A 24,520-nucleotide genomic window follows, 5' to 3' on the forward strand; every position below is an offset into this window, starting at 1 on the left:
TCGGGATCGGGCCGTTTCCGGTGTCGGCCGGGGCGAACGCCGTTCACCGCGCGATCAGGGAGTCGCAGGCATGTCGGCAGTCGCCGTCGAAGAAACGCCCACGTCAACGCTCAATCCGCTGGATATCGTCGAGGAGATCGTCGTCGCCAACGAGTGGCCGTTCGACCGTTCCAACGAGGATGAGCTGATCGTCGAGATCGCCGCGCGCTGGTGCGATTACCGCCTCTATTTCGTCTGGCAGGGCGAGGTGAGCGCGATGCAGTTCTCCTGCCAGTTCGACATGAAGGCGACCAAGGCCCGCCGGCACGAGCTCAACGAGCTGCTGTCGGAGGTCAATGCCAAGATGTGGCTTGGCCATTTCGACGTCTGCCCCGACGAGCACACCCCCATGTTCCGCCACACGACGCTGCTGCGCGGCGCCCCGCGGGCGAGCGTCGAGCAGATGGAGGACCTGGTCGAGATCGCCCTGATGGAGTGCGAGCGCTTCTATCCCGCCTTCCAGTTCGTCATCTCCGGCGGCAAGTCGGCGTCGGAAGCCGTCACCGCGGCCATCCTGGACACGGTGGGGGAGGCCTGAGCCATGGGTTGCTCGCTGCTTCTGGTCGGGTGCGGCAAGATGGGCGGCGCCATGCTGGACGGCTGGTTCGCCGCGCGGACGGTCGACGATGTGGTCGTGGTCGAGCCGCAGGGCGCCTTCGGGGCCGACGCGCCGCCCGGGGAGCACCGAATCGTGCGCTGCGCCGGGCCGTCCCGGATCCCGCCGGGCTTCGATCCCGACGTGGTGGTGTTCGCCGTCAAGCCGCAGGTGATGGACGAGGTGGTCCCCGGCTACGCCTCCTTCGCCCGTCCGGGCACGGTGTTCCTGTCGATCGCCGCCGGCAAGACCGTCGGCTACTTCGCCGAGCGCCTGGGCGCGCAGGCGGCGATCGTCCGCGCCATGCCGAACACCCCGGCCTCGGTCGGCCGCGGCATGACCGTCGCCGTTCCCAACGACGCGGTCACCGAGGATCAGCGCCGCCTGTGCGATACGCTGCTGGGAGCGGTCGGGCAGGTCGCCTGGGTCGAGGACGAGGGGCTGCTGGACGCCGTCACGGCGGTATCGGGCGGCGGTCCCGCCTATGTCTTCCTGCTGATCGAGACGCTGGCGAAAGCCGGCGTGGCCGCCGGCCTTCCGGAAGACCTGGCGATGCGGATCGCCCGGGCCACGGTAGCGGGCAGCGGCGAACTGGCGATGCGGTCGGCCGAACCGGCCTCCGTGCTGCGCCGGAACGTCACCAGCCCCAACGGGACCACCCAGGCCGCGCTTGAGGTGCTGATGGCGGCGGACGGGATCCAGCCATTGTTCGACCGCGCCATCGCCGCCGCCACGGCCCGGTCGCGCCAGCTGGCGGGCTGACTCTCCCGGTCAGCCGCCCGGCATGCCGTGGGCGGCCGCGAGCGGCTGAAGCATCTCGCGCAGGCGCAGCAGGGCGCGTTTCTCGAGCTGCCGCACCCGGTCCTTGGAGATGCCGAGTTCCCGCCCGATCGCCTCGAAGGTCGGCGCCGCCTCGCTCATGTGGCGGTGGCGGATGATAGCGGCCTCGCGCGCCGGCAGCATGGCCAGCGCCCGGTCGATCAGGCCGCTCCAGGTCCGGCCCATGCTGCGCTGCTCGACGATCTCCTCCGGGCTCGGCTGGTCGGCGGGCAGCCGGTCCAGCAGGCTTTCCGCCTCCTCGCCGTCGCCGGCCGGCAGGTCGAGCGACTGGTCGAGCCGCGCGATCCGGTGGGCAAGGCCCGAGACCTCGGCGGGCGGCATGTCGAACCGGGTCGCCAGCACGGCCAGAGCCTCGTCGTCGAGCCCGTCGGACGAGGTCTTCCGTTCCGCGGCGACCTTCTTCAGGGCGAAGAACAGGGCCTTGTGCGCGGCGGTCTTGCCGACCCGCACCAGCGACCAGGACCGGACCACGTAATCCTGGATCGAGGCCCGGATCCACCACATGGCGTAGGTGCCGAGCCGCGCCCCGCCGTCCGGGTTGAACTTGCGGACGGCCTGGATCAGGCCCAGCGTCCCCTCCTGGATCAGATCGTTCACCGGCAGGCCGAACCGTCCGTAGCTGCGGGCGATCCGGACCACGACGCGCAGGTGGCTCGCGACCAGCCGCTCGGCCGCGATCTGGTCGCCGGCCGCCGAGCGCAAGGCCAAGTCGCGCTCCTCATCGGGGGTCAGATAGGGAAGCCGGTGAGCCAGTGTCATGAGGCAGCCGGAGGCCCAGCCGAACGAAGCAGTCATGGTTTTCATGCCCGAAGCAGGTTTCGCGCCCGACGGGGGAGGCGCGGCAGCATCGCATGCCCTTGCACACAGTCAACTCCCCATCGCGCCGATCGTCACCGCCGGACAGGGCATTTCGGCCTGGCGGTCCGGCATAATCGACGGGGTTCCGGCCCGGGGGCTTTGGCATCCGCGCCGGCGGCCCAATCTTAAGGGCATGGCAAACGAACTGCACGGGAATCACGGAAACCATGGCCAAGAAGGCTGATCTGTCGCGCCAAATCATCGATGCCGCCATGAGGCAGGCCGCGGACAAGGGATGGCGGGCCACGACCATGGCCGACATCGCGGCCGAGGCCAAGCTGTCGCTGGCCGACATATACCGGATCTTTCCGGGCAAACCCGACATCCTGCGCGGGTTCACCCGCCAGATCGACGAGGCCGTGCTGGCCGGAGGCGGGGAGGGCGACGAGGGGGAATCCGCGCGCGACCGGCTGTTCGACGTCATGATGCGCCGCTTTGACGCACTGACCCCCTACCGGGCCGCGGTGGAGAGCATTTCCCGCGACCTGCGCTCCGATCCGGTCGCCGCCGCGTGGCACGCGTGCTCCCTGCGGCGGTCGCTCGCCTGGATGCTGGAGGCCGCGGGGATCTCGGCGGACGGCTTCGCGGGCGCGCTCCGGGTCAAGGGCCTGGGGGCGGTCTACCTGGCGGTCATGAGGGTCTGGCTGACCGACGACAGCGCCGACCTGTCGCGCACCATGGCGGCGCTCGACGCCAGGCTGCGCCAGGCCGAGCAATTCTCCCGCACCCTGCGCTCCCGCGGGGACCGCGGCGGCGCTCCCCGGCCCGACGACTCCCCGGCCCAACCCGGCGGAACGGTCTGAGGGGCGTTGTTGTTGCGCTGCACAAAAGAAGTTGACGCAGAATTGCGCAATCTGCATGATGTGGCATCACACCTGTTGCGGCGCAGCAACGACGAATGCTCTCAAGGGGATGGCACATGGCAAAGACTAACCCGTTCTTCGACGTCGACGTTTCCAAGTTCACCGACGTGTCGAAGCTGATGTCCGAATTCAAGCTTCCCGGCGTCGATGTCGAGTCCGCGCTCGCCGCGCAGCAGAAGAACATCCAGGCCCTGACCGCCGCCAACCAGCTCGCGTTCGAGGGTTTCCAGGCCGTCGCCCGCCGCCAGTCCGAGATCCTGCGCCAGACCATCGAGCAGACCACCTCCATCGTCTCCGAGCTGCTCGCCGCCGGCTCGCCGGAGGAGAAGGTCGCCAAGCAGGCCGACCTCGTGAAGGCCGCCTTCGAGAAGGCCCTGGCCAACACCCGCGAATTGGCCGAGCTGGTCACCAAGTCCAACTCCGAGGCCGCCGACGTGATCAACAAGCGCGTCAGCGAGAGCCTGGAAGAGCTGAAGTCGGTCGTCGCCAAGGCCAAGGCGGCGAAGTAAGCGCCACCGAGGCAGCGGTCCGCCGTCCGCGGGACACCGGGGCCGCCGCCGGGCAACCGGCGGCGGCCTTGTTTTTCAGGTGTCCTGCCGGTAGCCTGCGCGCCCTGAAAAAGAAGGGGGACTGCGGATGACGGGCAAGACCGAAATGACGGCCACCATGAACATCGGCTTCGAGGATTTCCTGAAGGTCGACATCCGCGTCGGGACGATCACCGCCGTGGAGCCCTATCCCGAGGCGCGCCGGCCGGCCTACAAGCTCCAGGTGGATTTCGGTCCGGAGATCGGGGTCCGCCGCACCTCCGCCCAGATCACCCGCCACTATTCGCCCGAGACACTGGTCGGCCGTCAGGTCGCCGGCGTCGTCAATTTCCCGCCGAAGCAGATCGGAAAGTTCATGTCCGAGGTGCTGGTCCTGGGCTTTCCAGACAAGAACGGCGACGTCGTGCTGGTCACGCCGGAGCGCAAGGTTCCGGACGGCGGGCGGCTGTACTGACCCCGCTTTCCCGGCTCCGGCCGACAGACGTCGTTTGAGAAAATTCCCGCTCGTTCATCCGATGTAAAGCGGTGATGACTTACTGCGTCCTGTAAATGGCGATGCATCATGCTCGCCATTACTACAGTTTTGCGGTAATTCATGGAAAACCCAAGAAGTCTTTCCACTCTCCTGTCCATCAGCATCGCGGTGCTGTGCATCGCGCCGGTGGCCGGGGTCAGCCTGCTCGCCAACGGGACGATCGGCAGCCGCCTCCGCGACCAGGCGGGCGCCGGCGCGCTGGATCTCAGTGCCCAGATCGCCGACAAGCTGGATCGCAGCATGTTCGAGCGGTGGCAGGACATCCGGATGATCGGCCGGATCCAGGAAACCCTGGAAACCGACTCCGATCCGGACCGGCTGCGGGTCAAGCTCGAGACCCTCCAGCGGAGCTCTCCCGAATATGCCTGGGTCGGCCTGGCGAGCCCGGAGGGCAAGGTCCTCGTCAGCACCGGGCGCCTGCTCGAGGGCGCCGACGTGTCGGGCAGGCCTTGGTTCCGGGCCGGCAGCCGGAACATGTTCGCCGGCGACGTCCACGAGGCGGTGCTCCTCGCCAAGAAACTGCCGCCGAACGCCAAGGGCGATCCCCTGCGCTTCGTCGACGTCGCCATGCCGCTCAGGCGTGCCGACGGCGTTCCGCTCGGTGTCCTGGGAGCCCATCTCAGCTGGTCGTGGGGAGAGGAGATCACCGCCTCGGTCCTCGATGTCCGCGGCGACCGGAGCGAGAGCGCCGAAGCGCTGATCGTCAGCGCCGAAGGCGACGTCCTCCTGGGGCCGGAAGACCTGACCGGCGGGAAGCTGGACCTGCTCAGCCTGGGCGCCGCGCGCCAGGGCGGCACGCGCTACGGCCTGGAGACCTGGCCCGACGGCCGCGACTACCTGACCGCCGCCACCCTCACGGCGGGGCATCGCGATTATCCGGGGCTCGGCTGGGCCGTGGTGGTGCGCCAGGACGCCGACAAGGTCCTGGCCCCGATCCGGCGGTTCCAGTGGAACCTGGCGCTGCTCGGCCTGGGCGCGGCGCTGGCCGCCGCGTTCGCCGGATCGGTGCTGGCGAAGCGGATCACCCGGCCGCTGCTGGAGATCGCGGAGGCTGCCGACCGGATCCGCGAGTACGACCACGACGCCCGCATCCCCTACACCCGTTCCTATGCCGAGGTTTTCCGGCTCTCCAGCGCGCTGGTCGACCTCGACGCGAGGCTGCGGCGGCGCGTGGCCGGCCGGTCCAAGGCCCCCGCCGCCTGAACCGGCTGGGCTCCGCGCCGCCGGCGGCCTACTGGGCCGCCCGGCTGCCGAGCCCGGCCAGCAGGCCCTGCCAGTTCACCCGCGATACGTTGAGCTGGTAATCGTCCGAATAGATCTTCCGGATCATCCTGTCGCGGGTCTCGGCGTCGTGCAGGAACTTCACCACGAATGCGCCGTCGCGCTCGTTGACGACCGTGACCGGCATCACCCCGACATCGGCGACATGGAGCAGGAAGCCCTCGCCGACATCCGTCGGGACGGCCCCCTGGATACGCGCTCCACCGATCGAGATGTCGATCAGGCGCGCCGGGATCAGGTCGCCGGCCAATTCCATCTCGACCTGCTCGTCGGTCGGATAGCGTTCGTCGCCGCGCAGCCGGGGCAATTCGATGCAGACGGTCATCGCCAGCAGCAGGACGATCAGGTTGTAGAAGCTCCAGAACAGGATTACCAGCTTTCCGTCCCCGGCGCCGCCGTCCGGGGCGTAATCCGACAGCATGGCATAGACCATGCCGCCGGCCGTCATCAGCGCCAGCGCGCCGAACCGCCGCATCATGACCCATTGCACGATCCGCCGGCTGCGCTCGCCGCCCTTGGCGGTGACCTTGAACTTCTGGCCCTCGGGCCGCAGCAGGCCGGTGAATACTGCCCGGTTGATCTCGAACATGGTCAGCACCTGGCTGACATCGTTCATGATCGGGATGATCTTGGCCTGCGTGGTCCAGTTCAGCGCGATCATGACGGCGACGAAATAGGGTATGAAATAGGCCACCACGTCGTGGAACGGCGCGTTCACCGCGCTGATGCCGAACCACCAGTAGAGCGCCGGGATCAGCAGGCAGGCCAGCCGGAAATAGAAGGTCGAGCTCCAGTAGAGCAGGGCGTCCAGCAGGCCGAGCCGGTCCATCCAGTCCAGCCGGTTGCTCCGGAACGGGCTGAGCGGGCCGCGGACGATCTGCATCAGCCCCAGGCACCAGCGCCCGCGCTGGGTCACGTACTCCTTCATCCCCTCCGGGGCCAGGCCGTCGCTCAGCCGCTCGTTCAGGTAGACGGTGCGCAGCCCGTGCTGCTTCAGGCGCAGCGTGACCAGGAAGTCCTCGGTCACGCTGTCGGTCGGGAAGCCGCCGATCGCCTTCAGCCCATCCCAGCGCATCATCGAGGAGGTGCCGCAGCAGAAGGCGATGCCCCAGGCGTCCCGGCAGGCCATGAGATGGTCGAAGAAGAAGCGCTGCTCGTCCGGATAGGCCCGCCCGATTCGCAGGTTCGACTGGATCGGGTCGGGATTGAAGAAATGCTGCGGCGTCTGGACCAGCCCGACCGTGGGATCGTGGAACAGGGCCAGCGTGCGGCTGACGAAGTCGTCGTGGGCGACGAAGTCGGCGTCGAGCACGACGATGAATTCCGGTTCCCTTTCCAGGGTCGCCAGGTGCGCCAGGCCGTTGTTGATGTTGCCGGCCTTGGCGTGGCTGTTGTCGGGCCGCGTCAGGTAGCCGACGCCCCGGGCGGCGCACAGGTCGCGCAGCCAGTCCCGGCGGCCGTCGTCCAGCACCCAGACCCGGAGCGCGGGGTGGTCGATGCCCAGCGCGCCGGCGATCGTCCGCGACAGGATCGCCTCCTCCTCGTTGTAGGTGGTGATCAGGACGTCCACCTGCGGCGGCCGGTCGGCCGGCCACCACCGCGCGTTCGCCGTGGCCTCGTCCCGCCGGTCGCGGGTCCTGGACAGGATCAGCGACGACAGCGTGGACCCCAGCATCACCAGGGTTTCCAGCGTCATGAAGGCGGCGCCGCAGACGAAATCGGCGTCGAGCGCCGGCGGCGGCAGCGTCTCGGCCAGCCGCCACGCGATGTAGCGCCAGCCCATGCCGACCGACACCAGGAACAGCACGGCGCGCACCCGCACGTCGGAGGTCGAGCAGAACGGCAGCACCGCCAGGGCCAGCCCGGCGATCACCAGCGACGGCGCCAGGCCGGCCTCCAGGGCCGAGAAGACCATCGGCCTACAGGTCCAGCCAGGAGCGCAGCCGTCCGGTCGCGTCGCCGATGCCGGAGAACGAGATCTTGCCGGTCCGGCCGACCGCGCAGTTCGCCTCCGGGTCATGCAGCAGGCCGGGCACCGACAGGGCCACGTCGTAGCGCTGGAGATGGTCCGGCCCCGGGCTGATCGCCATGTTGTTGTAGACCGTCGCGGCGCCCGAGCCGGCGAGCCGGAGGACCACCGCGTCGTAGCTCCGGCGCGTGCCGGCCAGCCGGAACCGGGCCGGATCCCCGACCCGCAGGCGGTTGTAGTCGCGCTCGCCGACCGACGCGGTGACCACCGTGGTCGAGCAGTCCAGCAGGCGCAGGATGTCCTGGCCCTTTCGGGCATATTCGCCGGCGCCCAGCGCCGCTTCCCAGACCCGGCCGTCCACGGGGGAGTTCAGGAACGCCTCGCGCATCCGGCCGACCCGCTGGCGCTCCACGGCGATGTGGTCGCGCACCTTGGCGAGCCGGCCGGTGCGTTCCTCCAGGCCGGCGCGCAGTTCGGCGGCCAGCAGGTCCAGTTCCATCGTCCGCTGGCTGGAATAGGGCGTGTCGTTGTAGCTGTCGCCCAGGAAGGTGCCCTTGGATGCCGCCGCGTGCTGGATCCTCAGCGTCTCGACCCGGGCGGCGGCCGCCTTCGCGGCCAGGGCCGCGACGCTGTGGCTGGCGCTCGCCTTGTCCAGCAAGGCCGCGGACTGGATGCCCTTGGCCTTCAGCTCCTCGGCCCGCACCAGGGTGGCTTCGGACTCCTGGCTGGTCGCCCGGGCGCCGGCCAGCATGGCCTCCGCCTCGTCGATCTGGGCGCGGAGCTGGCGGAGCCGGCCCTCCTGGTAGGACAAGGTACGTCCGGCCAGTTCCGCCCTGCTGCCCTTCAGGTCGGCGAGCCTGGCCTGGAGCAGGGCGGTCTCCGCCGACAAGGCGTCGGCGGCGCGCTCCAGGTCCTGGACCCGCGCATCGTCGGCCCGCTCGTCCGTGACGCTGCCCAGCGGCTCGCGGGCATGGACGCGCTGGCCGATTGCCAGGGGTTTCATTTCCAGATATCCGTCGATCGGAGACCTGACCACGGCGACCCGGGCATTGATCACGGCATCGCTGCTCACGATCGAGAAACCCTCGCCGATCAGGATATATATACCCAAACCGGATATTACCGCTCCGGCTATCAGCTTGGCCGATTTGTTGGGCACCTTGATCTTCCCATGTAATATACTTCCAACTCCGGAAAGTATTACTGGAAGATGGTTGAGAATCGGTAAGCGTACCGGGATATGCAGGGCGCCGGCGCCGACGGGTCAGACCGGCAGCCGCACCACCGCGCGCAGGCCGCCGCGCGGGCTTTCCGCCAGCGTGATGTCGCCGCCATGGCTCCTGATCACGTCGCGGGCGATGGTCAGGCCCAGGCCGACGCCGCCGGTCGACCGGTTGCGCGACTCCTCCAGCCGGAAGAAGGGTCGGAACACGTCCTCGTGGGAACCGGCCGGTATGCCGGGACCGTCGTCGTCCACGGTGATCTCGATCGCGTCGTCGCGCCGCCCGGCCTGGACCCAGACATGGTCGGCGTAGCGCCGGGCGTTGCCGATCAGGTTGGCCAGGCAGCGCTTGACCGAGTTCGGGCGGAGCGGCAGGCTCATCTCGTCCTCCAGGTGGACGTCGACGATGGCCCCGTCCCGGCGCGCGGCGCTGACCGCCTCGTTGATCAGGCGGTTCAGGTCGGTCGGGACCGGCGTCTCGGCGCCCTCGCCGCGGGCGAAGGCCAAGTAGCCCTCGATCATCTGCTCCATCTCGATCACGTCGGTCTTCAGGTCGTCCACGTCGGGCCCGTCGCCGAACAGCTCGAGCTGGAGCTTCATGCGGGTCAGCGGCGTGCGCAGGTCGTGGGACACGCCGGCCAGCATCTCGGTCCGCTGGCTGATCTGGCGCTGGATGCGTTCGCGCATCACCAGGAAGGCGGCGGCGGCCTGCCGGACCTCGGCGGCCCCCTCCAGTTTGAACCGGGTCACGTCGCGGCCCTTGCCGAAGGCGTCCGCCGCCGCGGCCAACCGGCGGATCGGCCTGATCTGGTTGCGCATGAAGATGATCGCGATGGCGAACAGCACCATGGCGGCGCCGACCATCCAGAGCAGGAAGATATAGGTCGTGGAGCTGAACAGGCGGCGCTCGGGCGCCATCACCGACAGCACGCCGTCGGCCATCTGCACGCGGATCTCGACCCAGTTGCTGGCGACCCGGGTGTCCACCGTGAAGGGCTTCCGCACGCGCTCGTCCAGCGCCATGCCCAGCGTGCGCTCCAGCAGGCTGCTCAGCTCCTGCCGGCGGTTCGGGATGACCGCCTCCGGCTCGAAGGTGATGATCAGGTCCATGGTGCGCGCCGCCATGGCCAGCGTATCCGTCCGGTCGGCCATCGAGACGTCGCGCTCCAGCTGCTCGATCACCATGCCGATCTCGCCGGCCACCGCGAAGGCGAGCCGGTTGGTCATGGTGTCCCAGTGCCGGTCGTAGAAGATCCAGGTGGCGACCACCTGGAGCAGGATCACCGGCGTGACGATGATCAGGAGCGACCGCCCGAACAGCGTCTGGGGCAGCATCCGCTTGATCAGCCCGCGCGGCCCGCGCCGGTCGGGACCGTAGCTGCGCGCGGTCAGTTCATGTATCGCCGTCATGGCCCTGCCTCGTGAACCCGGGAATGGGACCCGGCCGGTATAGTCATTCCGGTCTCAGAACATAACCCTCGCCGCGCACGGTGTGGAGATAGCGCGGCAGCCTGGGATCGTCCTCCAGCTTGCTGCGCAGGCGGCTGACCTGGACGTCCACGGTGCGCGCGTTGCCCACGATGCCGGCGCGGTCGGCCAGTTCCTCGCGGGTCAGGATGGCCCCGGGGCGGCCCGCCAGGACCCTCAGCAGGGCCGCCTCCGCGCTGGTCAGGCGCACCGTCTCGTCGCCGGCCCTCAGCTCCTCCCGGTCGGGGACGAAGGTCCATTTGCCGATCCGCAGGTCGGTCATCGGCTCGACCGGGCGCGGCACCCGGCGCAGGATCGAGGTGATGCGCAGGACGAGCTCGCGCGGCTCGAAGGGCTTGCTCATGTAGTCGTCGGCGCCGGCTTCCAGCCCGGCGATGCGGTCGTCCAGCTCGCCCCGCGCGGTCAGCAGCAGGATCGGTACTTGGCTTTCCCGCCGCAGGCTCTCGGTCAGGTCCAGGCCGCTCTCGCCCGGCATCATGACGTCCAGCACGATCAGGTCGAAGGCGAGGCTGCCCAGCTTGGCCCGGGCGTCGGCCGCGTGCTGCGCCGTGGTCACCATGAACCCGTTCTTCACCAAGTACTTGCGCAGCACCTCCCGCAGCCTCAGGTCGTCGTCGACCACCAGGATGTGGGGCATCTCCTCGGTCATGGCGGCATCCTGTCAGCGTTTGTCAGCGTTGTTCTGTCAGCGTTTGGGGGGCGGGCGGTCCATCCTGGCGGTGAATTTCGGGCGGTCCTCGTCGTCGATGATGCCCAGCATCACCTCGCGGAAGCCCTCCACCGCGACGGCGCCGGCCTTGCGGTAGGCTTTGGCGATCCGCTGGCGCTGGCTCTCGGACAGCTGGCGCTCCAGCTCGACGCCCTTTTCGGTCAGCTCCAGCAGCCGCTGGCGGCGGTCGCGCACGCCCGGGCGCTGGGTCACGAAGCCCAGCCGGACCAGTTCGCTCAGTACCCTGGACAGGCTCTGCTTCGTTATGCGCAGAATCGATAGCAGCTCTGTAACCGTGATCGCGGGGTTCCGGCCGATGAAGTAGATGACCCGGTGGTGGGCACGCCCGAGGCCGATTTTGCCAAGGATTGCATCGGGTTCGGCGGTGAAGTCGCGATAGGCGTAGAACAGCAGCTCCATGCCCTGGCGCAATTCCTCCTCGCGCAGGAAGAGGGGGTTCACCCCGGTTTTTACGTCAGCCATGTTGACACAAGTGCAATCCGAATGTTACGTGTTACCCGCCATGCCGAGACATAATCTAACAATGAAAGTGCTTTGTGATGTCCATGCTTCCCTTCGATGACCGCGAGGGCCAGATCTGGTTCGATGGCGAACTGATCCCGTGGCGCGACGCCAAGGTCCATGTGCTGACCCACGGCCTGCACTATGCAAGCTGTGTATTCGAAGGTGAGCGGGTTTACAACGGTTCCGTCTTCAAGCTGACGGAACATTCCGAACGGCTCGCCAAGTCCGCCGAGGTGCTGGGCTTTTCGCTGCCCTACAGCGTGGAGGAGATCGACGCGGCGACCAATCTGGTGGTCAAGGCGCAGGGCTACACCGACGCCTATGTCCGGCCGGTCGCGTGGCGCGGCAGCGAGATGATGGGCGTCTCCGCCCAGCAGAACACCATCCATGTCGCGATCGCCTGCTGGGAGTGGCCGAGCTACTTCTCGCCGGAGGCGCGGATGGCCGGCATCAAGCTGCAGACCAGCAAGTGGGCGCGCCCCGCTCCCAACACCGCGCCGACCAGCAGCAAGGCCGCCGGCCTCTACATGATCTGCACCATGAGCAAGCACGCCGCCGAGAACGAAGGATTCCACGACGCGCTGATGCTGGACTATCGCGGCCGCGTGGCCGAGGCGACCGGTGCCAACTTCTTCATGGCGGTGGACGGCAAGCTGCACACCCCGACCCCGGATTGCTTCCTGGACGGCATCACCCGCCGCACGGTGATCGACCTCGCCAAGCGCCGCGGCATCGAGGTGATCGAGCGGGCGATCATGCCGGACGAGCTGAAGACGGCCGACGAGATCTTCCTGACCGGCACCGCCGCCGAGGTGACACCGGTCGGCCAGATCGACGACCTGAAGTTCACGCCCGGCCAGATGTGCAAGACGCTGATGACCGACTACGACACCCTGGTGCGCGGCGCCACCGCGGCGGCGGCGGCGGAATAGTCTCTCCGGCCCAGTCACGGAATGCCCGGGGGGCGGCGGAAGTTCAGGCTTCCGCCGCCCTTTCGCTTTGCGCGGGCGCGCCTTCCGCCCGGCCGTTCCAAGCGATCCGATGTAGTGATGCGATCCTGTTCTTGCCTTGGCTGTGCTCACCGGGTGCGAACATTATAGTCGCGCGGAGTTACGAAAATTACATAGACTTATAAGCTTTGTCATGGGCTCTGCGACATCTTGTTCAGACACAATCCCGAACTTCCGACTATTCTAGGGCCGGGATCCCGCCATCGGTTCGCGAGCCGCATCGTGGCGCTCCCAGGGTGCGCAACCCGTGGAAGTCGGCTTTGGGGGTTTAAGGAGGGTTCGTGATGGGAGGGCGTGAGGAGCAAGGCTCGGGGCCGGGCAGGAGCAGGTTTTCGCTCAGGAGCATCAACCAGAAAGTCATCCTGTCCGTGGCGCTGCTGCTGATCGGCGGACTCGGCGGGCTCGTGGCCTATCAGAGCTACACGTCGCGTGTCCTGGCGCTCAGCACCTTCGACGACAGCAACGCCATCCTCACCGCGACCCTGGGCGACAACATGTCCAGCGCGGTGAAATATGCGCGGACCGAGGCACTCGCCAACTCCTACAAGGAGATCGCGCAGAACCCCCGCGCCGGGCTGGACGGGGTGATCGTGCAGGCCGCCGACGGCAAGCTCCTGAACGAGTTCGCTCAGCCCGGCTTCGACAAGGCCCTGCTCCAGGCCTTCGTCGAGTCCCACAAGCTGCCGGCGGACAGCAACATCGTCACGGCCTCGACCGACGACCATACCTACATGATCATCCCGGTGGCGTTCGGCGCCCAGCGCGAGCGGATCGGCACGCTGGCGGTGGCCTGGAGCCGCGCCGCCGTGATGAAGGCGATCGCGGACGACACCATGGCGTCGGCCCTGATCTCCATCGGGATCGTGGCGGCACTCGTGACCGCGCTCTACCTGCTGCTGCGACTCGTCGTGATCCGCCCGACCGGGGTCATCTCCGAAGCCATGGCGAAGATCACCCGCGGCGACCTGGATTTCGAGCTGGACCTGATCCGGCGCGGCGACGAGATCGGCACGATGGCGCGCGCCGTCGGCGTCTTCCGCGAGAACGCCCTCAAGGTCCTCGACTTCGCCCGCGAGCAGGACCGCCTGAAGGCGGAGGCCGAGCAGAAGCGGGTCGAGATGGTCGGCAGCATGGCCAACGACTTCGACCGCAAGATGGCGTCCGTGCTCGACACCGTGTCGCGGTCGGCTGAGGAGATGGCCTCCTTCGCCCGCGCCATGTCGGAGAAGATGAACGAGGCCGAGCGCGGCACCGCGGAAATCACCCGGGCCACCGACAACACCATCTCCAACGTCGGCAACATCGCCGCCGCGACGGAGGAGCTGTCCGCCACCACCAGCGAGATCGCCCAGCGGATCAACGAGAGCGTGGACGTCGCCCGCAAGACCGCCACCGCCGCCGACCAGACCAGCCGGACCATCGCCGACCTAGCCGCCCAGGCGCTCAAGATCGGCGACATCGTCCAACTCATCAACGACATCGCGGGCAAGACGAACCTGCTGGCGCTGAACGCCACGATCGAGGCGGCGCGCGCGGGAGAAGCCGGCCGGGGCTTCGCCGTCGTCGCGTCGGAGGTCAAGGCCCTGGCCAGCCAGACCGCCCAGGCGACCGACGAGATCACCCACCAGATCATGGGCGTCCAGCAGGTCACCAACCGCGCGGTGGAGGAGATCCGCACGATCTCGGCCGTCGCCGACGGCGCGCGGGAGATCGCTTCGGGCATCGCCGCCGCCGTGGAGGAGCAGAACATCACCACCCAGGACATCTCGCAGGCTGCCGCCCACGCCGCCAACGGCACCCAGGCGGTCGCCAGCAACATCAACGTGGTGACGCTGGGAGTGGTCGACGCCAGCCAGACGACCCGCCAGCTGCTGGAGGCGAGCCAGGAGGTGACGAAGCAGTTCGATTACCTGCGGGCCCAGGTGAAGCAGTTCCTCAACGACATGCGCGCCGCGTAGCCGCGGCCCGTCCCATCCCCCGTCTCAGCCGCCGCTTCGGCCGATGACCCGGTGCAGGGTGCTCGACAGGGCGTTCTTGATCCTCCGCTGCGCCCTGTTGGACCAGCGCTGCTCGTAGGCCCGCTTGCGCTCCAGCCGGGCGGTCGGTTTGTCCACGTTCCAGGGATAATCGACCGCTACCACCGGTTCCGGCTTCTGCACGGCGAACAGCAGCGAATAGACCTTACGGGGCTGATTCGAGAGATTCGGCCCGGCATAGTGCAGCGTGCGGCTGTGGTGGATCGAGACGGAGCCCTTGCGCAGCGGCACCGTCACGGCCTTGTCCAGATCGACCCCGACCGCCTCCAGGCCCTCGATCCGCTTGTCGTCGCGGTAGTTGCGGTGAGTCAGCATCGGCCCGGTATGGCTCTCCGGAACGAAGGTCAGGCAGCCGTTCTCCTCGTCCACGTCCTGCAGGGGCAGCCAGATGGTGATGTTCTCCACATGGCTTCCGGCCCGGTGGAACGCCTGGTCCTGGTGCCAGGGAGTGGCGGAGTCGGGATGCGGCGGCTTGCTGATCGCGTGATCGAACGAGAAGCGCGCGTCCGCGCCGAGCAGGGTCTTCGCAACCGCCTCGGCGTTGGCCCAGAACGCCGTGCGCAGCAGTTCCGGCGCGTATTTGGCGGGGTGGAGCAGCTGCGGCAGCTTGAACTCGTCGCCCTGGTCCAGCCCGGCGATGTCGTAGAAGTCGCCCTCTTTCCAGCCGGCACGGGTCCGGAACAGCCGCTGGAAGGAGCGGTCGATCTCGTCGACCTGGGCGGTATCGATGAAGTCGGGGATCGTCAGGTACCCCTCCTTCCAGAAAGTGTCGATCTGATGCTTGCTGAGCGCCACCCGGGGCCGGCGCTTCACTAGGTTCCAGCGCATGTCGAACGGGAGCGTCTTGTGGAGAACCACGTCGAGGACGGTCAATTCGATCTCCGAACGAAACTAGTTACAGTTGATCCAATGCCGTCATCTTCCACGCACGGGTAACGAAAATCATTCCGGAAGTTGTTCTAATCCGAGGTCGTGGCGCCGAAAGCCGCCGGGATTCCCGAACGCGCCGCCCTGAGCGCAAAGGTCGCGCCGGACGGGTAGGGAAATCGGATTGCGACAGGGATCCGGCCGATTTACCTCCACGCTCATCGTTCTTGATTTGTTTTTAAAGGCTCCGATAAATTTATGCATCCTCCGCTTCCGCCCAAGGTCCGCCGCCATGCAACCAGCCCCACATTCCTCATCCACCCCGGTGATCCGCCTGACCGCCCACCAGGAGGCGTTCTGCCAAGCCATGGCCGAGAATGTCGGCGGGGCGGAGGCGGCCCGGCGGGCGGGCTATTCGCCGAACGGGGCGAAGCAGCGCGGAGCCTTCCTGATGACGCAGCCGGAAATCCGCATCCGGGTCGATCAGCTCCGTGCCGCCCGCGCCGCCAGCCACGAGGCCGACCTGGAGGAGGCGGCGGAGACCGTCAAGACCATCATCGCCGAGGCCATGGACAGGAAGTCGCTGTCGCTCGCCTTGCGCGCGGTCGAATTGCGGCTCAAACTGCGCGGCGTGATCCGGGACAAGCGGATTCCCCACCACTACGTCAGCGACGCCCCGCATCCCGACGCCGACCTGGAGCAGCTGGATTTCGACCCGGCCGAGGATGACGACGCCCCGGTGGCCGAGATGCCGGCCGAGGTGCCGGCCGAGGTGTCGGCAGGGGGGCGGGCCGAAACAGTGACCCCGGATAGTGACCCTGCGCCGCCGCCCGCCGCCGCCGGGCGGCCGACTTCGGCAAACCCCACGCAGAAGCCGTTCCGCCACCGCGAGCAGGGCGGCGGCCCGGGCCGCCAAGGGCACCGGGACCGCCGCGCCGCTTAAACCGGCCCCGCCGCGCCGCGCCTCAGAACTTGTAGCGCAGGGCCGCCGCGATGATGTCGACGCTGCCCTCGCTCACGGCGCGCGTGTTGGTGGACAAGGCCGCGACGGCGCCGGGCTGGGTGGTGTTGATGTCGGCGTCGTCGATGATGATGTGGGTATAGGCCACGTCCACGACGAAGCTCTCCGACAGGGCGTAGGAGGCGCCCGCGCTCAGCCAGTACCGGTCGGCGTCCGGCGTCCGGGTCGAGCGGAAATTGTCCACCGTCGGGGTCTCGTCGTACTGGAAGCCGCCGCGGACCGTCCAGGCGTCGTTGAGCTCGTACTGGGCGCCGATGGCCAGCGAGAAGGTGTCCTCGTAGTTCTGGCCGACGACCTGATCGGGCAGGCCCGGCCGCTTGACGCGGATCTCCTCGAAGTTGCTCCAGCCGTACCAGTTGTACTCCGCCATCAGGGTCAGCTTCGGCGTCAGCTCGTGGGCGACGCCGACCGCGATAATGTCGGGGAGGTTGAGGTCCGCGGTGCCGGGGGAGGTGTTGAATGTGGTGCCGGCCCGGCTCAGCTGCACGTCGCCGTCAAGCGTGTGCTCCACCTGCGACCGGTAATGGATGCCGATCCGGGTCGTCGGGATCGGCTCGAACATCACGCCCACATTGTAGCCGAACGTCCAGTCGTCGCCCTCCACCTTGGAGATGATGTCGGGGCCGGTCCCGGTGAACACCGCGTTGGTCAGCTTGGCGTCGGCATACTGGATGTCGATGCCGCCGCCGATCGAGATCCAGTCGTTGACCCTGTACGCGACGCTGGGCGCGATGTTGAGGGTCAGCAGGTCCGTCTCGATCGAGTCGTAGCGCCCGAACCAGTTGGCGTCGTACTTGTTGGCGAGGCCGAACGGGGCGGAAACTCCCAATCCCACCCACAGGTCCCGGTCCATCAGCGGATAGGCGAAATAGGCGTTCGGCACCGGCGTCGGATCATAGGGATTGCCGCCGTCATTGCCGCCGACCGGGCGGGTCAGCGCCCCGGCGGGCGTCCGGACGGTCGCGGTCGAGCCGCGGTTCTCCAGGTCGGCGCGCGGGATCAGCAGATGGACGCCGGCGGTCGCCTCGGGGCCTTCCAGCCGGGTCATCCCGGCGGGGTTGAAGAAGATGGTGCTGGCGTCCTCGCCGATCGCGGACTCGCCGGCGAAAGCGCGGCCCAGCCCGGTGACGCTCTGCTCCTTGATGTAGAAGCCGGCGGCCTGGACGGCCTGGGTGCCGGCGAGCAGGGCGATCGCCGAGGTGGCGACCAGGACGTGTGCCGTCGCACGTCCCGGGAAGCGCTTGATGGGATTCATTGGGTGTCTTCTCCCGTTTGATTCTTTCTTCCGCGGATCGTTGATCTTTTCCGCAGGTATGGGAGAAAGGGCTACTAGCAGTTTACGTAAACGTCAAGACCCCCGTGCGGGGAGGGAGACGAAGCGCCCGCAGGTGTGGCGCTCCGTCTACACGGGCCTGACAGGGCAGGCCGGTGTCACCCCTGTCCGGTCACGTAGCCGCGCAGGGTTTCCACCTCCAGTTCGGTCTCGTCCAGCCGCTGCTTGACCACGTCGCCGATGCTGATCATGCCCAGCAGCTTGCCGTTCTCGACCACGGGAAGGTGGCGGAAGCGCCGGGTCGTCATGACGGTCATGATCTCGGCGATGGTGTCGGAGGGGGAGCACTGCTGCACGTTGCGGGTCATGACCTCCTCGACCCGCCGGTTCAGCGTGTCGGCACCGAACTTGGTCAGGGCGCGGATGATGTCGCGCTCGGAGATGATGCCGCGGATGCCTTCGTTGCCGTCCATCACCAGGACGGCGCCGATCCGGTTCTCGGTCAGCAGGTTCGCGGCCTCCCCGATGGTTCGCTCGGGCGCGATGGAGATGACGCTGGAGCCCTTGCGCTTGATGACGGCTGCGACATGCATGGAACCTGCTCCTCCTTGTCAAGGCGGCCCGTGGGCAAGATGCGGGCGGACCGCCATCATTGGTCTTGTCAATCGACAGGCCATGATACGTCCATTCCCGGGGCGCCGTGCAAGCCGGAGTTGTCGCTCCTCTCTTTATTGTCCCTGACCCTGGACGCCGTTCTGGACAGGGCGCCCGGGAATCTGGGCCAGGCAGTTCTCGATGATGGTCTGGCACTGGGCCAGCTGGCTGCCGCCGATGCCCTCCGGTCCGCCATAGACGATCCGCTCGACGACGCCGTTCCGCAGGGTGAAGGTCGCCTGGCAGCTGAAATTGCGGAAATCGTAGGTCGGCGCGAAGGAGCCGTAGTAGGGAAAGCCGTAGCCGTAGCCATGATAGGGATAGCGGCTGAAGCCCATCAGCGGCGTATAGCTCTGGTAGACCACCGTCCGGTTGCTGGTGTAGGTGAAGTATTCCAGGTTGTCGACCGTGGCCATCCGTTCCGGGACGCCGGCGCAGGACAGAAGAGTCTCCTTGGGCATGCCGACGAAGGCCGTCTGGGCGAACAGCGCTTCGTCGGCGCGCGGGTTGGCGCAGGACGCCAGCGCCGCGGCGCTGAGGCCCAGCAGGGCGGGGCGCAGGGGGAATGCCGCCAGGGACATCATCGTTCGCATCCTCGCTCAGGGCGCCCGCAACCGCTCCGGCGCCAGATCCACGGCCTTCACTCCGAGGGCGGCGAGGTCCTCCGGCACCCTGCCGTCCGCCAGCAGCCCGGCGGCGGTCCGCGCCATGCCCGGCGCCGTCTGGATGCCGTAGCCGCCCTGGCCGGCCAGCCAAAAGAATCCTTCGGCCTCGGGGTCGGGTCCCACCACCGGGCTCTTGTCCGGCGCGAATGTCCGGAGCCCAGCCCACCGGTGGCTGATCCGCCGGACCTTGAACAGGCACGCCCGCTCGATCCGGTCAACCGTCAGTGCGATGTCGAGTTCCTCCGGCTGGACGTCGCAGGGTTCGACCGGCGTCTCGTCGGCCGGCGAGCCCAGGAGCCGGCCGCCCTCGGGCTTGAAATAGAATGTTTCGTCCACGTCGCAAACCATCGGCCAGCGGGGCAGGCCGGCCTCGTCGGGGATCGGCGTGGGATCGAAGGTGATCGCGGTCCGGCGCTTCGGCACCAAGCCGACCGGGGCCAGCCCCGCCATCCCGGCGACCGCGTCGGCCCAGGCCCCGGCGGCGTTGACGACCCAGGGGGCGTCGAAGGTCCCGGCGCGGGTTTCCGCCCGCCAAGTCCCTTCCCGGCGAGTCAGCCCCATCAGTTCCGCGTCGGTCACGACCTCGCCGCCCTGGGCGCGCAGCCCGCGCAGATAACCCTGGTGAATCGCATGGACGTCCATGTCCATGGCGTCCGGCTCCCACACCGCGCCCGCGACATAGTCCGGCCGCAGCATCGGGGCGAGCGCCAGGGTCGCGTCGCGGTCGAGCAGCTCCACGGACGGCGTCAGCACGCTGCCGGTGCGGAACGCGCCGTCCAGGCCGTCCCTCTGGTCATTCCGCCCGACCAGCACCACGCCCCGCGGGGTCAGCACCGGATGCTCGGCGAAGCCCGAAGCCACGGCGGCGTCGTAGAAGGGCCGGCTGCCGACGGTCAGCGCCCGGATCACGGCGTTGCCGTAGGTCTCGGTATAGAGGGCGGCGGAGCGGCCGGTCGAGTGGTAGCCCGGCTGTGCCTCGCGCTCCAGCAGCACGACTCGGCCGCGGGACGAGAGCTCGTAGGCCGCGGAGGCTCCGGCGATGCCGCCGCCGATGATCAGGAAGTCGCAGGAAGTCATGGTGCGCAGTACCGGTCCGCCGTCGATGTTCAGGGATTTCCCATAGTCTATGCCCTGCGGACCGCTTAGTCACATCCCCTGGAGGAGGATGTCCACGGAATGGACTGGCGGGATCAGGCGGCGCCCCGCAGTTCCTCGGCGCGGCGCAGGTCGACGGAAACCAGCTGGGAAACCCCCCGCTCGCCCATGGTGACGCCGAACAGCCGGTCCATGCGGGCCATGGTCAGCCGGTGGTGGGTGATGATCAGGAAGCGGGTGGCGCCGACGCGGGCCATCTCCTCGACCAAGGTGCAGAAGCGGTCGACGTTCGCCTCGTCCAGGGGAGCGTCCACCTCGTCCAGCACGCAGATCGGCGCCGGGTTGGTCAGGAACACGGCGAACAGCAGCGACAGCGCGGTCAGCGCCTGCTCGCCGCCCGACAGCAGGGACAGCACTTGGAGCCGCTTGCCCGGCGGGCTGGCATAGATCTCAAGCCCGGCGTCCAGCGGGTCCTCCGCCTCGGTCAGCTTCAGGTACGCCTTGCCGCCGCCGAACAGCCGGACGAACATGTCCTGGAAATGCCGGTCCACCGTCTCGAACGAGGCCAGCAGACGCTCCCGCGCCTCCCTGTTGAGGCTGGAGATGCCCTGGCGCAGCCGGCCGATCGCGGCGACCAGATCGGCGCGCTCGCTCTGCATGCCGGCGATCTGCTGGTCCAGCTCGGCCGCCTCGGCCTCCGCCAGCAGGTTGACGGGGCCCATGTTCTCGCGCTCGCGCACCAGCTTCTCCAGCCGCGCCTCGATGCCGGCCGGGTCGGGAAGCGGCTCGCCGGGCGGCAGGTCGGCCAGGGCGGCCGTCTGCTCCGGCGCGCATTCCAGCTTCTCGGCGATCCGCTCGCGCACCGCCTCCAGCGTCTGGCGGGCCGAGGCCACGGCGGCTTCCGCCCGCACCCGGGCCTCGCGGGCGTCGCCCAGCCCCGTCTCCGCCTGTTTCAGGCGCTTCTCGGTGGCGGCCAGCGTCGCTTCGGCCTCGTTCAGGGTGTCGGCGGCGCGCTTGCGCACGCGTTCGGCATCGGCGATCCGGGTCGCCAAGTCGGCCCGCTCGGACTCGATCTCGTCCGGGCGGCCGGCCAGCTCCTCCAGTTCCGCCTTCGCGGTCTCGGCGCGCTCCATCAGTTCGGCCAGCCGCTCGTCCGCCCCGTCGGACCGGCCGGTCCAGCCGCGCCGTTCCGCCTCGATCGCGGCGAGGCGCTGGCGCCGGCCCTGGGCCTCGCGCAGGATGCGGTCCAGCGCGTTCTGCCGGCCGACCAGATCGGCGCGGGTCTCCGCCAGGGTGGCGCGCAGGTCGGCGACCCGCTCCCGTGCCTGTCCCGAGTCGGGCAGCGCGTCCAAGGCGGCCCGGGCTTCGGCGACTTGGCGCTCGGCTTCGCGCCGGTCGGCGTCCAGGCGCTCCACCGCCTCGGCCAGGGCGGTCAGGCGGGAGGCCGCCGCCGCGGCCGCCTGGGCCAGCTTGGCGTGCTGGTCGCGGGCGCGGCCGACCACGCCGAAGGCGTCCCGCACGGCGTCGCGGCACCGCCGTTCCTGGACCGCGGCCTCCGACGCGGCGGTGCGGGCGGCCTCGAACTCCTCCCGCGCATGGGCGGAGGTATCCTCGGCGCTTTCCAACTCCAGGCGAAGCTCGGCGAGGCGGTTGCGCTGCTTCAGCCGGATCGCGGCCGCCGTCGGGGCGCCCGCCGCGACCGACAGCCCGTCCCAGCGCCAGGAGGCGCCGTCGCGCGTGACCAGGATCTGGCCGGGCAGCAGGGTCGGGGCCAGGGCGTTACCCTCCTCGGCACCCGCGACGACGCCGATATGGTCGAGGCAGCGGGCCAGGGCAGGGGGTGCCTTGACCCGGGAGGCCAGCGGCTCCGCCCCGGCGGGCAGGGGCGCGGTATGGTCGAGCGCCGGGTGAGCCCGCCAATGGACCGCCGCGGCCTCGTCCAGCGGAGCGGTCAGGTCGTCGCCCAGCGCCGCGGCGATCGCCACCTCGTAGTCCGGCGCCACGGTGACGGCATCGATCAGCGGCGGGAACAGGTCGCCGGAGCCGGACTCCAGAAGCTCCGACAGCGCCCTCTCCTCCGCCTTCAGCCGGGCGCGGGCGCCGTCCGCCGCCTGCTGGGCCTCGCGGCTGCGGGCCTGCGCGGTTTCGGCCGCCGCCTTGGCGTGTTCCGCCGCCTCCGCCCGGTCTCTGGCGAGGTCCAGCGCCTCCTCCGCGGCGGCGACGGCTTCCTCCGCCGCCTCGATGTCGGGACGGGACGCCAGCTCGGCCTCCAGGGCCGCGCGCTGGCGCTGCTGCTCGTCGAGCCGGCGGGTCGCGGTCGCCAGCCGCTGCTCCAGCTCGGCGGACTGCCGCTGAAGGGCGGTGCGGCGGGCCTCGTCCGCGGCGGTCCGCTCGGTCAGCGCCGTCAGTTCGCGGTCCAGCGCCTCGACCCGTTCGCGGGCCTCGGCCAGGGACTCGCGGGCGGCCTCCTCGACGGCGGCCTCGTCGCCCTGTTCCTCGATCAGGCCGTCCCGCTCGTCGGCGAGGCGGGCCAGCGCCGTCCCGGCGTCCTCCGCCAGCGCCCGCTCGCGCGCCAGGTCGGTGGCGACCTGGGCCAGCCGGCGCTGGTTGGCGGTCCGGGCCTCGGCGACCCGCTTCTCCTCCGCGTCCAGCGCCTCGCGGGCGATCACCAGCCGCTGGAGCGCCTGGGCCGCCTGGGCCTCGGCCTGGCGGAGGCGGGGCAGCCCCTCGGCGTCGGCGGCGCGCCGGGTGGTCTCGGCCGCGACCTCGCCCATTCGGTCGCGCACCAGCACCTCGGCATCGTTGAAGGCGAGCCGCGACGCCGCGAGCGCCGCCTGGGCCGCGACCCAGCGGATATGGAGCAGCACCGCCTCGGTCCGGCGGACATGTTCGCTCAGGTTCCGGTAACGCGAGGCTTGCCGCGCCTGCTTGCGCAACGTGCCGAGCTGGGCGTCCATGGTGACGATCACGTCGTCCAGGCGCATCAGGTTGGCCTCGGCCGCCTTGAGGCGCAACTCGGCCTCGTGGCGCCGGGAATGCAGCCCGGTGATGCCGGCCGCCTCCTCCAGCAGGACGCGGCGCTCGGTCGGCTTGGCGTTGATGATGGTGCCGATGCGGCCCTGGCTGACCAATGCCGGGGAATTGGCGCCGCTGGCGTTGTCGGCGAACAGCAGCTGGACGTCGCGGGCGCGCACCAGCTTGCCGTTTATCCGGTAGTCGGACCCGGAGCCGCGCTCGATCCTGCGCTGGATCTCCAGGTCGTCGAACTCGTTGAAGCCGGCGGGGGCGGTGCGCCGCGAGTTGTCCACCCCCAGCGTCACCTCGGCGATGTTGCGGGCCGGCCGCCTGTCGGTCCCGCCGAAGATGACGTCGTCCATGTCGTCGCCGCGCATCTTCTTGGCCGAGGTCTCGCCCATGACCCAGCGGAGCGCCTCGACCAGGTTGGACTTGCCGCAGCCGTTGGGGCCGACGATGCCGGTCATGCCCGGCTCGATCACCAGTTCGGTGGGGTCGACGAACGACTTGAAGCCCGAGATGCGGAGCTTTACGAACTGCACGGCGCGGCCGACCCCAATCCTGTCCAGTACCTGCTGCGATCGCCGGTCCGAGCGCCGCTCAGGAGCCCAGCTTGTCGAGCACGCGGGCGAACTCGGCGATCGGCTGGGCGCCCACGATCTTTTCCGTGGTGTCGCCGCGCAGGATCACGAAGGTCGGCGTGGACTGGACCTGGTACTTCTGCTCGGCCTCCAGCCGGCGCTCGATCAGCTTGTTGGCCAGCGCCTCGTTGCCCATGCAAGCCTGGAACTGCTGCTCGCCGACGCCGGCCAGCTTGCCGGTTTGGGCCAGGGCCTGGGTCGGATCGCTGGCGCCCGCCCATTTGTTCTGGCTCTTGAACAGCACGTCGAGGAAGCCGAAGTACCGCTCCGGGTTGGAGCAGCGGGCCAGCATGCTGGCCTGGAGCGCCGCCCGGTCGAACGGGAAGTCGCGGAAAACCAGCTTGGCCTTGCCGGTGTCGATATAGTCCTTCTTCAGCTGCGGCAGCGTGTTGGCGTGGAAGCTGGCGCAGTGCGGGCAGGTCAGCGAGGAATATTCCAGGATCGTGATCGGCGCGTTGGGGTCGCCCAGCACGCGCTCGCTCAGCGGGTCGTTCTTCTCGGCGGCCTGGGCCACCTGGGCCTGGGTCGCCTGGCCCTGGGCGAGTTGGGCCTGGACCACCTGGGTCGGCTTGGGCGTGGAGTCGTCGTCCGGGACGGTCCCGGCCTGCGCGGGCGCGATGACTTCGGGTGCCGGTTTCTCCTTGGCGATGACGCCGGTGTTCACGAGGCCGACGCCGGCCCCAACAGCGACCACGGCGACCATGGCCAATCCCAGCATATAGCGGCGCAAGATGCCCTCCTGCATACAAGAGCTAGTGAGTATAAGGTCGG

Annotated in this window: 22 protein-coding genes; 9 read left to right on the forward strand and 13 right to left on the reverse strand. The window is 69.0% G+C overall.

Annotated elements, in window-relative coordinates:
- Positions 1-70: 70 nt before the first annotated feature.
- Positions 71-577 carry a type III secretion system chaperone family protein gene (locus JL101_RS04215; protein WP_201077601.1) on the forward strand — a complete coding sequence of 169 codons (507 nt, stop codon included), beginning with the start codon at positions 71-73 and terminating at the stop codon, positions 575-577.
- Positions 578-580: 3 nt separating this feature from the next.
- Positions 581-1,396, forward strand: a complete 816-nt coding sequence (gene proC, locus JL101_RS04220) for a pyrroline-5-carboxylate reductase (protein ID WP_203098369.1) — start codon at positions 581-583, stop codon at positions 1,394-1,396.
- A 9-nt stretch (positions 1,397-1,405) separates the two neighbouring features.
- On the opposite strand, the gene JL101_RS04225 is transcribed toward proC, so the two are convergent.
- Positions 1,406-2,269: a sigma-70 family RNA polymerase sigma factor gene (locus JL101_RS04225; protein ID WP_203098367.1), complete on the reverse strand. Its 864-nt coding sequence runs from the start codon at positions 2,267-2,269 to the stop codon at positions 1,406-1,408.
- 230 nt (positions 2,270-2,499) lie between these two features.
- Between JL101_RS04225 and JL101_RS04230 the strand changes: the two genes are divergently transcribed.
- The 4 genes from JL101_RS04230 (at position 2,500) to JL101_RS04245 (ending at position 5,481) form a co-directional block, all read left to right on the forward strand.
- On the forward strand, positions 2,500-3,135 hold the full coding sequence (locus tag JL101_RS04230) for a TetR/AcrR family transcriptional regulator (RefSeq protein WP_203098365.1): 636 nt from the start codon (positions 2,500-2,502) through the stop codon (positions 3,133-3,135).
- Positions 3,136-3,251: 116 nt separating this feature from the next.
- Positions 3,252-3,704 carry a phasin family protein gene (locus JL101_RS04235; protein WP_203098363.1) on the forward strand — a complete coding sequence of 151 codons (453 nt, stop codon included), beginning with the start codon at positions 3,252-3,254 and terminating at the stop codon, positions 3,702-3,704.
- Positions 3,705-3,861: 157 nt separating this feature from the next.
- Positions 3,862-4,197, forward strand: coding sequence for a tRNA-binding protein (locus tag JL101_RS04240; protein WP_203098525.1), 336 nt, complete (start codon positions 3,862-3,864; stop codon positions 4,195-4,197).
- Between the two features lie 141 nt (positions 4,198-4,338).
- Positions 4,339-5,481, forward strand: a complete 1,143-nt coding sequence (locus JL101_RS04245; RefSeq protein ID WP_203098361.1) for a HAMP domain-containing protein — start codon at positions 4,339-4,341, stop codon at positions 5,479-5,481.
- Positions 5,482-5,509: 28 nt separating this feature from the next.
- Here the strand turns inward: JL101_RS04245 and JL101_RS04250 are convergent, their stop codons facing one another.
- From JL101_RS04250 to JL101_RS04270, 5 genes are all read right to left on the reverse strand, one after another.
- On the reverse strand, positions 5,510-7,474 hold the full coding sequence (locus JL101_RS04250) for a glycosyltransferase (RefSeq protein ID WP_203098359.1): 1,965 nt from the start codon (positions 7,472-7,474) through the stop codon (positions 5,510-5,512).
- Positions 7,475-7,478: 4 nt separating this feature from the next.
- Positions 7,479-8,639: an HlyD family secretion protein gene (locus JL101_RS04255; protein ID WP_228435280.1), complete on the reverse strand. Its 1,161-nt coding sequence runs from the start codon at positions 8,637-8,639 to the stop codon at positions 7,479-7,481.
- A 153-nt stretch (positions 8,640-8,792) separates the two neighbouring features.
- Positions 8,793-10,160: an ATP-binding protein gene (locus JL101_RS04260; RefSeq protein ID WP_203098355.1), complete on the reverse strand. Its 1,368-nt coding sequence runs from the start codon at positions 10,158-10,160 to the stop codon at positions 8,793-8,795.
- A gap of 43 nt (positions 10,161-10,203) precedes the next feature.
- Positions 10,204-10,887 (reverse strand): response regulator, encoded by a 684-nt coding sequence (locus tag JL101_RS04265; RefSeq protein ID WP_203098353.1) that lies wholly within the window; start codon positions 10,885-10,887, stop codon positions 10,204-10,206.
- A 36-nt stretch (positions 10,888-10,923) separates the two neighbouring features.
- On the reverse strand, positions 10,924-11,430 hold the full coding sequence (locus JL101_RS04270; RefSeq protein WP_158044038.1) for a MarR family winged helix-turn-helix transcriptional regulator: 507 nt from the start codon (positions 11,428-11,430) through the stop codon (positions 10,924-10,926).
- Positions 11,431-11,507: 77 nt separating this feature from the next.
- Between JL101_RS04270 and JL101_RS04275 the strand changes: the two genes are divergently transcribed.
- Complete coding sequence (locus tag JL101_RS04275; RefSeq protein WP_203098351.1) at positions 11,508-12,404, forward strand: branched-chain amino acid aminotransferase; 897 nt, start codon at positions 11,508-11,510, stop codon at positions 12,402-12,404.
- 362 nt (positions 12,405-12,766) lie between these two features.
- On the forward strand, positions 12,767-14,440 hold the full coding sequence (locus tag JL101_RS04280) for a methyl-accepting chemotaxis protein (RefSeq protein ID WP_203098349.1): 1,674 nt from the start codon (positions 12,767-12,769) through the stop codon (positions 14,438-14,440).
- Between the two features lie 24 nt (positions 14,441-14,464).
- On the opposite strand, the gene JL101_RS04285 is transcribed toward JL101_RS04280, so the two are convergent.
- On the reverse strand, positions 14,465-15,391 hold the full coding sequence (locus tag JL101_RS04285; RefSeq protein ID WP_203098348.1) for a phytanoyl-CoA dioxygenase family protein: 927 nt from the start codon (positions 15,389-15,391) through the stop codon (positions 14,465-14,467).
- Between the two features lie 286 nt (positions 15,392-15,677).
- Between JL101_RS04285 and JL101_RS04290 the strand changes: the two genes are divergently transcribed.
- Positions 15,678-16,328, forward strand: coding sequence for a terminase small subunit (locus JL101_RS04290; RefSeq protein ID WP_203098347.1), 651 nt, complete (start codon positions 15,678-15,680; stop codon positions 16,326-16,328).
- 22 nt (positions 16,329-16,350) lie between these two features.
- Here JL101_RS04290 and JL101_RS04295 read toward each other — a convergent pair whose 3' ends face one another.
- From JL101_RS04295 to JL101_RS04320, 6 genes are all read right to left on the reverse strand, one after another.
- Entirely contained in the window at positions 16,351-17,661 is a 1,311-nt protein-coding gene (locus JL101_RS04295) for an OmpP1/FadL family transporter (RefSeq protein WP_203098346.1), read from the reverse strand.
- Between the two features lie 176 nt (positions 17,662-17,837).
- On the reverse strand, positions 17,838-18,272 hold the full coding sequence (locus tag JL101_RS04300; RefSeq protein ID WP_203098345.1) for a CBS domain-containing protein: 435 nt from the start codon (positions 18,270-18,272) through the stop codon (positions 17,838-17,840).
- A gap of 135 nt (positions 18,273-18,407) precedes the next feature.
- Complete coding sequence (locus tag JL101_RS04305) at positions 18,408-18,917, reverse strand: hypothetical protein (protein WP_203098344.1); 510 nt, start codon at positions 18,915-18,917, stop codon at positions 18,408-18,410.
- Positions 18,918-18,932: 15 nt separating this feature from the next.
- Positions 18,933-20,075, reverse strand: a complete 1,143-nt coding sequence (locus tag JL101_RS04310; RefSeq protein ID WP_203098343.1) for an NAD(P)/FAD-dependent oxidoreductase — start codon at positions 20,073-20,075, stop codon at positions 18,933-18,935.
- A 113-nt stretch (positions 20,076-20,188) separates the two neighbouring features.
- Positions 20,189-23,650, reverse strand: a complete 3,462-nt coding sequence (gene smc, locus JL101_RS04315; protein ID WP_203098342.1) for a chromosome segregation protein SMC — start codon at positions 23,648-23,650, stop codon at positions 20,189-20,191.
- A 58-nt stretch (positions 23,651-23,708) separates the two neighbouring features.
- Entirely contained in the window at positions 23,709-24,479 is a 771-nt protein-coding gene (locus JL101_RS04320) for a DsbA family protein (RefSeq protein ID WP_228435281.1), read from the reverse strand.
- Positions 24,480-24,520: the final 41 nt, after the last annotated feature.

Source organism: Skermanella rosea (assembly GCF_016806835.2).
GTDB classification, from domain to species: Bacteria; Pseudomonadota; Alphaproteobacteria; order Azospirillales; family Azospirillaceae; genus Skermanella; species Skermanella rosea.

Bases quoted from the DNA above. Each gene is read 5' to 3' on its own strand.
- JL101_RS04215 (WP_201077601.1), top strand. From the start codon at position 71: ATGTCGGCAGTCGCCGTCGAAGAAACGCCCACGTCAACGCTCAATCCG.
- proC (WP_203098369.1), top strand. From the start codon at position 581: ATGGGTTGCTCGCTGCTTCTGGTCGGGTGCGGCAAGATGGGCGGCGCC.
- JL101_RS04225 (WP_203098367.1), bottom strand. From the start codon at position 2,269: ATGACTGCTTCGTTCGGCTGGGCCTCCGGCTGCCTCATGACACTGGCT.
- JL101_RS04230 (WP_203098365.1), top strand. From the start codon at position 2,500: ATGGCCAAGAAGGCTGATCTGTCGCGCCAAATCATCGATGCCGCCATG.
- JL101_RS04235 (WP_203098363.1), top strand. From the start codon at position 3,252: ATGGCAAAGACTAACCCGTTCTTCGACGTCGACGTTTCCAAGTTCACC.
- JL101_RS04240 (WP_203098525.1), top strand. From the start codon at position 3,862: ATGAACATCGGCTTCGAGGATTTCCTGAAGGTCGACATCCGCGTCGGG.
- JL101_RS04245 (WP_203098361.1), top strand. From the start codon at position 4,339: ATGGAAAACCCAAGAAGTCTTTCCACTCTCCTGTCCATCAGCATCGCG.
- JL101_RS04250 (WP_203098359.1), bottom strand. From the start codon at position 7,474: ATGGTCTTCTCGGCCCTGGAGGCCGGCCTGGCGCCGTCGCTGGTGATC.
- JL101_RS04260 (WP_203098355.1), bottom strand. From the start codon at position 10,160: ATGACGGCGATACATGAACTGACCGCGCGCAGCTACGGTCCCGACCGG.
- JL101_RS04265 (WP_203098353.1), bottom strand. From the start codon at position 10,887: ATGACCGAGGAGATGCCCCACATCCTGGTGGTCGACGACGACCTGAGG.
- JL101_RS04270 (WP_158044038.1), bottom strand. From the start codon at position 11,430: ATGGCTGACGTAAAAACCGGGGTGAACCCCCTCTTCCTGCGCGAGGAG.
- JL101_RS04275 (WP_203098351.1), top strand. From the start codon at position 11,508: ATGTCCATGCTTCCCTTCGATGACCGCGAGGGCCAGATCTGGTTCGAT.
- JL101_RS04280 (WP_203098349.1), top strand. From the start codon at position 12,767: ATGGGAGGGCGTGAGGAGCAAGGCTCGGGGCCGGGCAGGAGCAGGTTT.
- JL101_RS04290 (WP_203098347.1), top strand. From the start codon at position 15,678: ATGCAACCAGCCCCACATTCCTCATCCACCCCGGTGATCCGCCTGACC.
- JL101_RS04295 (WP_203098346.1), bottom strand. From the start codon at position 17,661: ATGAATCCCATCAAGCGCTTCCCGGGACGTGCGACGGCACACGTCCTG.
- JL101_RS04300 (WP_203098345.1), bottom strand. From the start codon at position 18,272: ATGCATGTCGCAGCCGTCATCAAGCGCAAGGGCTCCAGCGTCATCTCC.
- JL101_RS04305 (WP_203098344.1), bottom strand. From the start codon at position 18,917: ATGATGTCCCTGGCGGCATTCCCCCTGCGCCCCGCCCTGCTGGGCCTC.
- JL101_RS04310 (WP_203098343.1), bottom strand. From the start codon at position 20,075: ATGACTTCCTGCGACTTCCTGATCATCGGCGGCGGCATCGCCGGAGCC.